Raw genomic sequence first — 13289 nt, 5'->3', positions numbered from 1 at the left:
GCCCGGTGTCGGTGCCGATCACGCCGGCGAGCGCGAGCAGCACGACGCCAATCACACTGCCGATGGCAATCGCGGCAAGCGCATGCGGCAGCGATAGCCCCGGTACCAGCAATGCGCCAGCCTGGGCCACGAGCAGACCAATGCCAAGCGAGAACCACAGGGCGAAGGCATCGCCCGTGCGGAATGCGCGGCGCGCGTCGGGCACCGGCGTAAGCGGTGCGTAGGTTGAACCGGCGTTGCCGGCGAGTGGATCTTGTGCCATCTGGTGTCGTCCCTGTCTTGTCGCTGATCGTTGGTGTAAATCTTTGATTCCCGTTCGCTGAGCCGCGAATTGCGCAGAACCGCCGCCTGAACAGGCAGCGCGGTTCACGTGCGGGCTGTCCTGGCTCGGATTCGCGCGGCGGCTGTCATAATGCAGGACCGTGCCGCAGACTGCGCGCCGGCTTTGGTCGCAGGTCCGCAAGCGCGTCTTGCCGGGCTCGCGTCCCCAGGCCGAGCTACGCCCGGAAAGCCGAGATTATCCACAAAACGCCATGTTTGAAGAAACCCGTGCCAACGTCCCGCTCGCCGAACGCCTGCGGCCCCGCAATATTGACGAGGTGATCGGCCAGAAGCATCTGCTCGGTCCCAACAAGCCGTTGCGGGTCGCGTTCGAGTCGGGCGAAGCCCATTCGATGATCCTCTGGGGGCCGCCGGGTGTAGGCAAAACCACGCTTGCGCGGCTGATGGCCGACGCGTTTCATGCGGAATTTATCGCCTTGTCGGCGGTGCTCTCCGGTGTCAAGGATATCCGTGAAGCGGTCGAGACCGCCCAGGTACATCGTGCGCATGGTCATCAGACGCTGGTGTTCGTCGACGAAGTGCATCGCTTCAACAAGAGTCAGCAGGACGCATTCCTGCCGCACGTCGAATCGGGTCTGTTCGTGTTCGTCGGCGCGACGACCGAAAATCCGTCCTTCGAGGTGAATAGCGCACTGCTGTCGCGCGCCGCCGTCTACGTGCTAAAAAGCCTTGACGACGACGAGCAGCGCGAATTGCTTGACCGTGCGCAGCAGGAACTCGGCGGGCTGACCTTCACCGACGAAGCACGGGCCGCGCTAATTGGCTCCGCCGACGGTGACGGCCGCAAACTGCTCAACAACCTCGAGATAGTCGGGCGGGCCGCGGCGCAACAGAAAACGACGGAGATCGACGGCGCGCTGCTAGGCAGCGCGCTGGCTGAGAACCTGCGCCGCTTCGACAAGGGCGGCGACGCGTTTTACGATCAGATCAGCGCGCTGCATAAATCAGTCCGTGGCAGCAATCCCGACGGTGCGCTGTACTGGCTTTGCCGCATGCTCGACGGCGGCGCGGACGCGCGGTATCTGGCCCGTCGCATCGTGCGGATGGCGTGGGAAGACATCGGTCTCGCTGATCCGCGTGCGGCCCGCATTGCGCTCGACGCGGCTGAAACGTATGAGCGGCTCGGAACCCCGGAAGGCGAACTCGCGCTGGCTCAGGCCATCATCTACCTGGCGGTGGCGCCGAAATCGAACGCGGGTTATATGGCGTACAACGAAGCACGACGCTTCGTCAGCAAAGATCAGTCGCGAGGAGTGCCGGTGCATCTGCGCAACGCGCCTACCAAGTTGATGAAGGAACTCGGCTACGGCCACGAATACCGTTATGCGCACGACGAACCGGACGCGTACGCCGCCGGCGAGACCTACCTGCCCGACGGCATGCGCGAGCCGCACTGGTACGAACCGACGCCGCGGGGCCTGGAGGGCAAGATCGGTGAAAAGATGGCGCGTCTGGCCGAACTCGACGCGCGGTGGCGCAGCGAGAACAAGCCAAAGAAGACCTGAACATTCGCTGTACATGCGATGCGCCCCGGCAGCCCGCGCCGGTGCGCTAAAATCCCGGATTCATACAACGATTACCCGCCCCATCCCATGCTCGACATCCAGCTGCTGCGCAAAGACCTCGACGGCGTCGCGAAGCGACTCGCCGACCGCGGCTATACCCTCGACGTGGCGGCCTTTACCGCCCTCGAAGCGGAACGCCGTGCCGTTCAGACCCGTACCGAAGAGCTCCAGGCACGCCGCAACAGCCTGTCGAAGCAGATCGGCGCGATGAAGGGGCGGGGCGAGGACACCTCGGCCGTGATGGCCGAAGTGGGTGGCCTTGGCGACGAGATGAAGGCCTCCGCCGTGCAGCTCGAAGACATACAGAAGCGTTTGTCCGACCTGATGCTCGTCATGCCGAACCTGCCGCACGAAAGCGTGCCGGCCGGGAAGGACGAAACCGGTAACGTTGAAACGCGTCGCTGGGGCACGCCGCGTCAGTTCGATTTCGAAGTGAAAGATCACGTAGATGTCGGCACGCCGCTTGGCCTCGATTTCGAGACGGGCGCGAAGCTGTCTGGCGCGCGCTTTACGTTGCTGCGCGGTCAGATTGCGCGACTGCATCGCGCGCTTGCGCAGTTCATGATCGACACGCATACGCTACAGCACGGCTATACCGAAACCTATACGCCGTACATCGTCAATCCGGAGATCCTGTACGGCACCGGTCAATTGCCGAAGTTCGCCGACGACATGTTCCGTGTCGAGAAGGGCGGCGCCGAGAATACGGTGACGCAATATCTGATTTCGACTTCGGAAATTTCGCTGACGAACACGGTGCGCGACAGCATCCTCGATGCAAGCGCGTTGCCGGTCAAGCTGACGGCACATTCGCCGTGCTTCCGCTCGGAGGCGGGATCGTACGGGCGCGACACGCGCGGCATGATTCGTCAGCATCAGTTCGACAAGGTCGAAATGGTGCAGATCGTGGCGCCGGAAACCTCGTACGACGCACTCGAACAGATGGTGAGCCACGCCGAAGCGATTCTGCAGAAGCTCGAGTTGCCGTATCGCGTGATGACGCTTTGCACCGGCGACATGGGCTTTTCCGCGACCAAGACGTATGACCTCGAGGTGTGGCTGCCAGCGCAGAATACGTATCGCGAAATTTCCAGCTGCTCGAATACGGAATCGTTCCAGGCGCGTCGCATGCAGGCGCGCTATCGCAACGCGCAGGGCAAGCCCGAACTTGTGCATACGCTGAACGGCTCGGGGCTGGCAGTGGGCCGTACGCTCGTCGCGGTGCTGGAGAATTTCCAGAATGCGGATGGGTCGGTGACGGTGCCTGTGGCGCTGCGTCCGTATATCGGCGGGGTGGAGCGGCTGGAACTGCCGGCCGCGTAACAATCGGCTTGCGCGTATCCCAAACCTCCGTGCAGATTTTGTGGGAAGGGGCTTGGAAAGCTGTTCCAACTGTTCTATAATCTTCGCTTCGCCAAGCAGCGACCCGCTTGGTGTAGGTGGTGAAGCGTCGTTATCATCATCGACAATGCCGGAAAGGTGGCAGAGTGGTCGAATGCGCCGGACTCGAAATCCGGTGTACAGTTATGCTGTACCGTGGGTTCGAATCCCACCCTTTCCGCCAGAATTCCAAAAAGCCCCGCAGAAGAAATTCTGCGGGGCTTTTGTTTGTACGGCAGTTTTGTGCGGCGCCATTTGCCCTCCGAAGCACGCAATCAAAAATTGCCATTGTTCTGCGCGCAGTAGCCCGTCAGAGAGGCGGAGACAGCAGGTCCGCAGGGCCATCTCCGCAAGTGTTGATCCAGCCGCACGCACATGGCCGAGTCGTCGCCGAATCTGCAGCGAGAGTAAAATCGAAGTCGGGGTAATACGAGACAAACCTTGGGTGCTGCGATGAAAACATCTTCGACAAAAGAAGAACGAACGCGCAGGCGTCCGTCCAATACCACATTAAACATCCTCACCTGGCTGGTTGCGCTAGCGACGCTCGGTGCTGGTGTCGGCTGGCTCGTCTACAGCTATTACGTTGACCTTGAAGTGCCTTACTTCGCCATTCCGCTTGTCATGTGTGTACCGGTGATCGTGGCAGTCGCGTTTCGAAACATCTGGGACTGAAACGTGTTTGACTAACGTGGCGAGATGCGGGCAGGAAGGAATCGCGCACCCATCCCTCCCACTTCGGCCTCGTCCGTGCCGAGGTCTCTGAGTCATGGCAATTCTGTCGTGGCGACGTGCAGTTAATATCCACGTCGAAAGATTGGCAACGTTCATGCGTTGCTCGGGAACTGGCGCAAAGACCGCCATGCGCTCGCCGCACCACATCCTCGCCGAACGTCCTTCCAGCAACATTGGGCGCGCGATATTCCGCTGCGCCCCCGCACCTAACTGACTATTGCGCTTGCACGTTAGCGGCTCGTAGTCTCTTGGACAATGTCCCGTCGCGCCGCCCTGCGGACCTCAATTCCCACCCATCTCTGCATCCAATCCCGCGCTTGCTGCGTATTCCGATCATGGGGCGCGCAAAGCAATTCATCCTGATGTCCGCGTGCGCCCGTTTCAATCTGGAGACACGCACATGAGTCACGCTGCCTCAAACCCTCAGCCGCGCGGACAACGCATCGCGGTCGTCGGCGCCGGCATCTCGGGGTTGGCCAGTGCCTACCTGTTATCCAGACAGAATCAGGTGACGCTCTTCGAAGCTGGTTCATACCTGGGCGGCCATACCAATACGGTTGACGTCACGCTCGACGGACACACGCATCCAGTCGATACGGGCTTTCTCGTCTTCAACGACAGCACCTATCCGAACCTGATTGCGCTGTTCACTGAGCTAGGCGTCAAAGCGCACCCAAGCGAGATGACGTTCGCGGTTTCGCTCGACGAAGGCCGCCTCGAGTGGGCCGGCACGAGTCTGAACACGGTCTTCGCGCAGCGCCGCAACCTGTTCTCGCCGACCTTCATTGGCATGCTGCGCGACATCGTGCGCTTTAACGGCAGTGCGCAACGCAATCTGGACGTCGCGGTCAACACGGGCGTGTCGATGGGCGAACTGTTGACGGCGGGCGGTTACGGCGGCGCGTTCCAGCAACACTATCTATTGCCGATGGCGGCGGCCATCTGGTCGAGCGCCACGGCCGACATTCTGAGTTTCCCTGCCACCACGTTTCTGCGCTTCTGCCTGAACCATGCGCTGCTGCAAGTCACGCGTCGTCCGCAATGGAGGACAGTGGTGGGCGGCGGTCGCGAGTATGTCAGGCAGATCGTCAGCAAGCTCGACGATGTACGCATCGGCACGCCCGTGCGCGGCGTGCGGCGCGACGTCGATGGCGTCGATGTACTGACCGACACCGGTCCGCAACGCTTCGACGCGCTGGTGATGGCCACCCACGCGTCTGACACGCTGCGCCTGCTCGACGATGCTAACGAAGCCGAGCGTAGCGTGCTACGCGCCGTGCGCTATCAGCCGAACGTCGCGGTACTGCACACCGATACAAACCTGTTGCCGCGCCGCCGCCGCGTCTGGTCCGCGTGGAACTATCTGGGTGGGCGCGGTGTTGGTGGTGCGCGGCCGGTTTGCGTCAGCTACCTGGTCAATCAGTTGCAGCCGCTGCCGTTTGCTACGCCTCTGGTCGTCACGCTCAACCCTGTTACCGAGCCGACGCCCGGCACCGAGTTGCGCCGCTTCGTGTACGACCATCCGCTGTTCGACCTGGCGGCGATCGACGCGCAGCGTCGTCTGCCGATGCTGCAAGGTCAGCGCCGCACCTGGTTTGCCGGAGCGTGGACGGGCTACGGCTTCCATGAAGACGGCCTGAAATCGGCGTTGCGCGTCGCCGCCGATTTCTCCGCGCTGCCGGCTTGGGCAAAGCTATGAACGCTCCAGGTAACGAACGCCAGGATAGCGCGGCATACCTGCTGGTTGGCCGCGTGATGCACGAACGGCTACGGCCTCGTCAACATCGTTTCGCGTATCCCGTGTTTTATGTGCGGTGCAATCTCGCGCGCCTTGCATCGCTCGATAGCGGATGGTTCGGCGTTAGCCGCTGGCGCCCACTCAGTCTGTATGCCCGTGATCACGGACCATGCGACGGCAGCGACCTCGACGCATGGATGCGGGCGCAACTAGTCGAGGCGAGGCTGCCGGCCGACGGCGAGATCTGGCTACAAGCCTTCCCGAGAGTGTTCGGCTACGCGTTCAATCCGGTTAGCTTCTGGTTTTGCCATGACCGCGACGGAGCGCTGCGTGCGTTGCTCGCTGAGGTGCGTAATACCTTTGGCACGCGTCATGGCTACTTATTGAGCGCACCCGATGGCGCGGCGATCAACGCCTCCACCGAACTGATTTGCCGGAAGGTGCTGCACGTGTCGCCGTTCTGCCAGATCGAAGGGCACTACCGGTTTCGGGTAAGCGAAACGCAGTGGGCGTCATCAATTGCGATCGACTATCACGATGCCGATGGCTTGCTGATCCGCACGGCGGTGGGCGGCCGGTTGCGTCCGCTGACGCGCAGCGCGGCACTGGGCGCGTTGGCGCGTCAGCCCTTGCTCACGCTCGGGGTGGTGGCGCGGATCCATTGGCAGGCGCTGCGTCTGTTCCTCAAGAAAGCGCCGTTTTACGGCAAGCATCCAGCGCCTGGCCGCAATGCCGGCACACCCCCACACCATCGCGGCGGCCTCCATGAGCCTGCTGCTAAGCACCACGCTTCGTCGATTGAGGAGATTCAGCCATGACGCCCTCCAGAACCCTGAGCGGGCCTCAGAATGCCCCTGCGTCAGGTCGGTTGTTTCTGTCGCTACTCGAGCGGATTCGGGTCGGCCATCTCGTCCTCGTAACGCCTGACGGCCAGCAATGTGTATTCGGCGATTCGCATGCCGCGCCCGGCGCGCGGCTCGAACTGCGTGACTGGCGCGCCTGCGGGGCCATCCTGCGTAAAGGCGACATCGGTTTTGCCGAAGCGTGGCGCCAGTTCTGGGTCGATACGCCTGATCTCGCGGCGCTGCTGCGCGTCGCCATCCGTAACGAACGTGCATTGCAGCGTACCGTCTATGGCGGCTGGCTGGCGCAGATGTGGTACGGCCTGCGCCATCGTCTGCGCCGCAATACGCGCACCGGCAGCCGCCGCAATATCCATGCGCACTACGATATTGGAAACGCGTTTTACGCGCGCTGGCTCGACTGCAGTTTCACTTACTCGAGCGCGATCTTCGACGGCAATTTCCGCACGCCGCTCGAAACTGCGCAGCACGCCAAATACCAGCGCATCATCGATACGCTCGGCTTGCGTGCGGGTATGCGCATCCTCGAAATTGGCTGCGGCTGGGGCGGCTTCGCGATCTACGCGGCGCGCCTGGGTATTCAGGTGCACGGCGTGACGATTTCCCTTGCGCAACTCGAATTCGCGCTTACGCGCGCCGCCGAGGCACGTGTAGGCGATCGGCTTCGGCTGGAACTGCGCGACTATCGCATGCTGACTGGCCAGTACGACGCCATCGTGTCGATCGAGATGTTTGAAGCCGTCGGTGAAAAATTCTGGCCAGATTACTTCCGCATCCTGCGCGAGCGACTGCGTCCGGGCGCGAAGGCGCTTGTGCAGACGATCACCATCGACGAAGCGCACTTCGCCGTGTATCGGACCACCAGCGACTTTATCCGCGAATACATTTTCCCGGGCGGCATGCTGCCGAGTCCGGAACGATTCATAGCGGCGGCGAAACGGGGCAAGCTCACGGCAAATGTGTCACTGGCGTTCGGGCGTGACTATGCGGAGACGCTGCGCCGCTGGCGCCATGCGTTCGAAACGCAGATCGACGCGATTCGCATGCAGGGCTTTGATGAAACCTTCGTGCGAACCTGGCGCCTGTATCTGGCGTACTGCGAAGCGGGCTTCGATGAGGGGCGTACGGATGTGATGCAGTTCGTGCTCGAATCGGCGAGTTGACGTGCGCGCGCTGGCCGCTTTGCTGATGCTGCTGTGCGCCATGCCGGCCAACGCCGACTGGCGCGCCGACGTGCAGGCCGCGCAGCTGGTGGGCGAGGGCGACTTCAGCGTGTTGGGCTTTAGGCTATACCGCGCGCAGTTATGGAGTGAACATGCGCCAGTGAATTATGGCGAGCCGTTTGCACTCCACCTGATCTATGCGCGCGACATCAGCCGTGAACGCTTTGCCGACATCGGCATGAATGAAATTGAGCGCCAGGCGGCGGCGCCGATTCCGCAAGAAACGCTTGACCGCTGGCGCGACGACTTGATGCGAGGCTTGACTGACGTCGAGCCGGGCGGTCAGTTGAGCGCGGTATTTCTGCCCGGCAAGGGCGTGCGCTTCTACGCGGGCGAGCGCGAAACTGCCGAGATCGACGATCCGGCATTTGCGCGCGCGTTCTTCGGCATCTGGCTTGATCCGTCAACGCGTGCGCCAAAGTTGCGCATGCAACTACTCGGCCGGACGCAGTAGGGCGTCAGGTTGCCCCGCACGCAATGGGTAGATGTTGCCCGCGCTTGCTGACGGCGCGGGGGAGGGCGCATCGGCGATAACGCCGTCTAGAATCCAATACCAGCCACCTGCATCAACAGCACGCCGTTTAATGCCAGCACGGCCACAGTGCCCGTCACGGCGCCGATTGTCGTGATCCGGCGGTTTGCGTAGGCGCCCATCAGGTCGCGCCGAGAGGTGAACCACACGAGCGCGATCATCGGCACGGGCAACGCAATGCTCAGCACTACCTGGCTCAGGACCAGCGCGTTGGTCGCATCAACGCCCCACGCCACTACCGCAAGCGCGGGCACCATGGTGATCAGCCGGCGCACGCCGATCGGAATCCGGAAGCCAACAAAGCCCTGCATGATCATCTGCCCGGCCATCGTGCCGACTACTGAACTCGAGATGCCCGACGCGATCAGCGCAGCAAGGAACAGACCGGCCGCCGCGCTGCCGAGCAGTGGTGTCAAGGTGCGCCATGCGGTCTCGATGCTGGCGATATCCGAATGCCCCTGATGAAACGCGCCCGATGCCATCACCACCATCGCCATGTTGATAAGACCGGCTACACCAAGGGCCGCAACAACTTCCAGGTTCGAAAACTTCAGCAACTTGGCGCGTTCGCGTTCATTGCGCGGCGTCACCCGGTTTTGCGTCAGCCCCGAGTGCAGGAACAACACATGCGGCATGACAGTGGCGCCAATGATGCCGACTGAAATGGTCAGCGCGTTGTTATCCGGGATGCGCGGCGTGAACGTATGCAAAAGGACCGCGGGCCATTGAACCGGAGCAATGAGCAGTTCAGCCAGATACGACAGACCGATCACACCGACGAGCGCGGCAATCACCAGTTCAAGCGGGCGAAACCCCTTTTTCTCGAACTGCAGCAAGCCGTACGTGACTGCCCCAGTGACGAGCATGCTGGCGAGCATCGGTAGATGGAGCAGCAGCGAAACGCCGATCGCTCCGCCGACGAACTCCGCCAGGTCGGTCGCCATGGCTGCGACTTCGCTCATACCCCACATCGCAAGCACATAGCGGCGCGGGAGCGAAGCGCGGCAGAGTTCGGCGAGGTTGCGTCCAGTGACGAGTCCCAGCTTGGCGGACAGCGACTGAAACAGCATGGCAACGACATTCGCGAGAGCCACCACCCACAGCAGCGTATAGCCATAACCGGCACCGGCCTGGATATTGGTGGCGAAATTCCCCGGGTCCATGTAAGCGATCGACGCGACCACCGCAGGCCCGGCAAACGACAACATGGCACGCGGGCCGCCGCGGCGTCCTGCAAGCGCTTCACGGATAGCGAAACAGGTCTGCTCGGTCAACGTTTGCGGTGCGACATGACTCACGGCTTCGTTCATGGCATCTCCTGGGCATCGTCATTGTGGTTCGACTACGTCGCGATCGCATCGCGAGCGGGGCCGGCGAACGGGGAAGGGTGATCGTCGTCACGTCGGCCCGTTGCCGGTTGCATGGAGGCAGCTTCGATCAGGCACTCATGTTCAGCGTGCCGTTCACGCCGTTCGGGAAGAAGCCACCTTTCACCGCAGCGGTACTGGTCAGATAGACGATGTTGAGTACATCTGAATAGCTACGGCCGAACGCGAGACCATTACTGTCGAGCGGTACGATATTCGACGTTCCGGCCGTTGCGCCGGTGATGCCCTGATCGTCATTGCCGACTTGATCGAGACTGTCGCGCGCCGCGGAGATGGCGTCCGCTGCGCTGAGCAGGCTTGTCATATCAATACCTTTCGCATACAGCGTCGTCCGCACGAGGCCCGCGTGATACGCCTCTGCCGCGAGAATGCCGGCTGCCGCCGTGAGAAACGTCTTGCTCGCGAGCAACGGCGCAGCACCCTTGTACGCAGTGACGCCAACGTCCTCGAAGATGAACGCGCCGAGCAGAAAGTTGTTGTCGCTTTCATATGGGTTGAATGCGACGCCCGCGGCGACCAACCCTGCTGCGCGAGCTGCGACCGAGAAGGCACCGTTTGGATTGGTGCCGCTGATGTCGATCGACGGCATGGCAACAGCCGCTGAACTGAGGGCGGCGCGCAGGAACACCACATGCTCACGCTCGTCGTTCGCAATTTCATTGGCATAGGCCTGCACCACGGGGTCCTGGAACGGCACTTGCGCGCCCGCGTTGACAGCGCCCTGAGTGCCGACCCCCGCCAGCATGCTGGTGGGCAGACCGCTGCCGGTAGTCGCATAGGTATAGAACTGGGCTTCGAGGTACTCGAGGTTAAGTGCGAAATTGAGAATATCTTCGTCCGTCGGTGCCGTACTCTGAGCCATCGAGGAGATGCCGGAACCGCCGCCGCACGCGCTGATCAGCGTGCCGCCTATCAGCCCCAGGCTCAGTCCCCCCGCGTTTCGGAAAAATTGCCTGCGTTGCTGACGCCGCTCAACGCGTCGGTCGAACATATTAATAAGGGATGCTGAATTTTCCTCTGACTTTTCTGACATGACGGTGCTCCTCAAGGGTTCGCAGGGAATGCCGCGAGACTCGCGGCGCCTGCGCGCAGACAACGAAACCACCTGCGCGCACGCGATCACGCGAATCGCCAGCATGAAGACGCACTGCTCTTCGGAGAAGAACCGAACGTTGCACCGAGAAGAGGTGTGCCCTCAACGGACTTTACGAATCGAATCACTCATCGGATGCAGCCCATGAGAAAGATATTTACGTGCGCTCGCAGCATTGCCGCGCAAAAACAGTAGGTTGATCAAGGTGTTTTGATGAATAAAAATGTGTAGCGCGGTGACGCGAAGTTCAGGCGCGCTGCATGCTACGTCAGCAATTGCTTGACCTGTCAGTTGGTTTCGCAGCGCTTGCTGCCGCCATACTCTGTACAATTCCCGGATCGACGACTGGATCGCCGGGGTGCATCGACCTTCAACGCAACCCGTGGCTGCCGGTTTGGCTTTCGCATACGAACGTGCGCAGCGGCGCTGCCGTCGCGCGTTCACGAACCCGTACTGATTTCATGGCTATTACCTACAAGTCGCCGGAGGACATCGCCGCGCTGCGCATCGCCGGCCGCCTCGCTGCCGATGTACTCGCAATGATCGGCGAGCACGTACGCTCCGGCGTATCGACCGATGAACTCGACGCGCTTTGCAACGACTTCATCGTGAACAAGCAAAAGGCGATCCCCGCAAACGTTGGCTACCTTGGCTTTCCGAAGACGGTGTGTACCTCCGTCAACCAGGTCGTCTGTCACGGCATTCCGAATCGTGCCGAGGTGCTGAAGGACGGGGACATCATCAATATCGACGTGGCGGTGATCCGCGACGGCTATTTCGGCGACACGAGCCGCATGTATTGCGTCGGCCAGCCGAGCACGGTGGCCCGGCAACTGATCGACACCACTTACGAGGCGATGGTGGCCGGTATCCGTCAGGTCAAACCGGGCGCGACACTTGGCGACATCGGGCATGCCATCCAGAAGACCGCGCAGCGTGACGGCTTTTCGATCGTGCGCGATTACTGCGGACATGGCATTGGCAACGTGTATCACGAAGAGCCTCAGGTGCTGCACTATGGCCAGCCGGGGCAAGGCATACGTCTGAAGCCGGGCATGGTGTTCACGATCGAGCCCATGATCAACGCCGGGCGCGCGGGCACTTCGGTTCTGCGCGACGGCTGGACTGTGGTGACCAAGGACCGCTCGCTATCGGCGCAGTGGGAGCACATGGTGGCCGTGACCGAAGATGGCTTCGAGTTGTTGACGCCGTGGCCGGACGGCACTGGCAGTTACGAAGCACCCTGAGGGGTGTCTGAGGGACTTAGTCATGCGCCGAGAGCCGATGTCGCTGTCGCTCCAGTAGTGAGCGCGGCCAGTCCGCTCGTGGTCGGCAGGTTGCAGGGGCCATTCAACGACGCCGGTGAGGGCCGCCTTCGAGGGAGTTCGCGCACAAATCGTGAATAAGGATTTGACTCGCGCGCAAGTTCGGTTAAAGCTACGGCTTAGTGTTACAAGGGGTTTACGTCTGCATGAGTCCGTCATTGACCGTTCGCCGCATCGCCGCTGATCAGGGCGCAGTTTTACGCGAACTCCGTACCGCGTCATTGCGCGAGGCGCCTTATGCCTTCGGCGAGACGCTGGAGGATGCCCTGTCAGCTGACGCGGCAAGCTTCGATGCCACCGCCGCGGGTCACGCGGTTTCGAGCCTGGTTACATCGTTCATTCTCTACACCGAAGGGCATCCTGCCGGTCTGATCGAAGCCCACTTCGAGGACAGCGCCGCACTGCGCGCTTTTGTCGGCGAGCTGTGGGTGGCGCCTGCCGTGCGCCATTTGCGTGGCGGTGAACTGCTCGTCAACACCGCGAGCGAGTGGCTGGCCGATGCGGGCGCCGAGGAAATCTACGCGTGGGTGGCCGACGCCAACCGCACCGCCATGCGTTTTTACGAACGTCTTGGCTTTGGCCCAACCGGGGAGCATGCGCGTACGGCGCGTTGGCCCGACCAGTCCGAAAGCCTGCTGGTGCGCCACGTCCCGCGTTCTTCGCAAGTCTCCTCCCAGTGACTCGGCGAGCGGCCCCGCCGCACGCCGATCCCGTTCCCTGCGCTTCTTTGGCGTCCGCCGGCCGTGGTTGGGCAGCGGCGTTCATTCATATCGCGGAAAATACTGGCTCCACGCGTGGACGCCTGTAAAATACGCAAAATTTTTTGCCGAACGCTATGTCGCCCAAGAAATCGCCCTTTTTCGAACTCCGCAGTGGCAGTGTGGACACGCTCCTGTTCGTGGTCAAAACAACCGACCTCGAGGCCATGCGTGCCGAGCTGACGCGGCGCTTCGAGGCGACCCCCGAATTCTTCGCCAATGACGTCGTCGCGATCGACGTGCGTCGGCTCGCCAACGACGAGCGCGTGCCGCTCGCCGACATCGCGCAGTTGCTCGACAGCGTGCGCATGCGCCCGGTGGGTGTGGTGGCGAATCCCGAGCAAGGC

Annotated in this window: 12 protein-coding genes, 1 tRNA gene and 1 pseudogene; 11 read left to right on the top strand and 3 right to left on the bottom strand. The window is 62.0% G+C overall.

Annotation, left to right across the window (positions count from 1 at the left end; translation table 11 throughout):
- Positions 1–262, bottom strand: a 262-nt coding sequence (locus tag WCA85_RS34620; RefSeq protein ID WP_424070188.1) for a cytosine permease, incomplete at its 3' end; no start/stop codon positions are given.
- Positions 263–533: 271 nt separating this feature from the next.
- Here WCA85_RS34620 and WCA85_RS34615 point away from each other — a divergent pair.
- The 8 genes from WCA85_RS34615 (at position 534) to WCA85_RS34580 (ending at position 8300) form a co-directional block, all read left to right on the top strand.
- Positions 534–1847, top strand: a complete 1314-nt coding sequence (locus WCA85_RS34615; protein ID WP_424070187.1) for a replication-associated recombination protein A — start codon at positions 534–536, stop codon at positions 1845–1847.
- Between the two features lie 87 nt (positions 1848–1934).
- The gene (gene serS / locus WCA85_RS34610; protein WP_424070185.1) at positions 1935–3230 is read left to right on the top strand and encodes a serine--tRNA ligase; all 1296 of its coding nucleotides are present in this window, start codon (positions 1935–1937) and stop codon (positions 3228–3230) included.
- A gap of 150 nt (positions 3231–3380) precedes the next feature.
- A tRNA-Ser gene (locus WCA85_RS34605) sits at positions 3381–3471 on the top strand.
- A 269-nt stretch (positions 3472–3740) separates the two neighbouring features.
- On the top strand, positions 3741–3962 hold the full coding sequence (locus tag WCA85_RS34600; RefSeq protein WP_424070183.1) for a hypothetical protein: 222 nt from the start codon (positions 3741–3743) through the stop codon (positions 3960–3962).
- A gap of 460 nt (positions 3963–4422) precedes the next feature.
- Complete coding sequence (locus WCA85_RS34595) at positions 4423–5721, top strand: NAD(P)/FAD-dependent oxidoreductase (protein WP_424070181.1); 1299 nt, start codon at positions 4423–4425, stop codon at positions 5719–5721.
- A complete protein-coding gene (locus tag WCA85_RS34590; RefSeq protein WP_424070179.1) occupies positions 5718–6578 on the top strand; it encodes a DUF1365 domain-containing protein in 861 nt (286 codons plus the stop codon). Before WCA85_RS34595 ends, WCA85_RS34590 begins: the two co-directional genes overlap by 4 nt.
- A complete protein-coding gene (locus WCA85_RS34585) occupies positions 6575–7786 on the top strand; it encodes a class I SAM-dependent methyltransferase (protein WP_424070177.1) in 1212 nt (403 codons plus the stop codon). Before WCA85_RS34590 ends, WCA85_RS34585 begins: the two co-directional genes overlap by 4 nt.
- Position 7787: 1 nt before the next feature.
- The gene (locus tag WCA85_RS34580) at positions 7788–8300 is read left to right on the top strand and encodes a chalcone isomerase family protein (protein ID WP_424070175.1); all 513 of its coding nucleotides are present in this window, start codon (positions 7788–7790) and stop codon (positions 8298–8300) included.
- Positions 8301–8386: 86 nt separating this feature from the next.
- Here WCA85_RS34580 and WCA85_RS34575 read toward each other — a convergent pair whose 3' ends face one another.
- Positions 8387–9688 carry an Nramp family divalent metal transporter gene (locus tag WCA85_RS34575; RefSeq protein WP_424070173.1) on the bottom strand — a complete coding sequence of 434 codons (1302 nt, stop codon included), beginning with the start codon at positions 9686–9688 and terminating at the stop codon, positions 8387–8389.
- A gap of 127 nt (positions 9689–9815) precedes the next feature.
- Positions 9816–10799, bottom strand: a complete 984-nt coding sequence (locus WCA85_RS34570) for a ferritin-like domain-containing protein (RefSeq protein WP_424070171.1) — start codon at positions 10797–10799, stop codon at positions 9816–9818.
- Positions 10800–11320: 521 nt separating this feature from the next.
- Here WCA85_RS34570 and map point away from each other — a divergent pair.
- From map to WCA85_RS34555, 3 genes and pseudogenes are all read left to right on the top strand, one after another.
- Complete coding sequence (map, locus tag WCA85_RS34565; RefSeq protein ID WP_424070169.1) at positions 11321–12106, top strand: type I methionyl aminopeptidase; 786 nt, start codon at positions 11321–11323, stop codon at positions 12104–12106.
- Between the two features lie 224 nt (positions 12107–12330).
- Entirely contained in the window at positions 12331–12864 is a 534-nt protein-coding gene (locus WCA85_RS34560; protein ID WP_424070167.1) for a GNAT family N-acetyltransferase, read from the top strand.
- Between the two features lie 155 nt (positions 12865–13019).
- Positions 13020–13289: pseudogene (locus WCA85_RS34555) on the top strand (septum site-determining protein MinC); the annotation flags it as partial.

The sequence above is a fragment of the Paraburkholderia sp. genome (assembly GCF_049581445.1).
Classification (GTDB): Bacteria; Pseudomonadota; Gammaproteobacteria; order Burkholderiales; family Burkholderiaceae; genus Paraburkholderia.
Note: the sequence above shows the minus strand (reverse complement) of the source record. Positions and strands in the feature narration are given on the sequence as shown.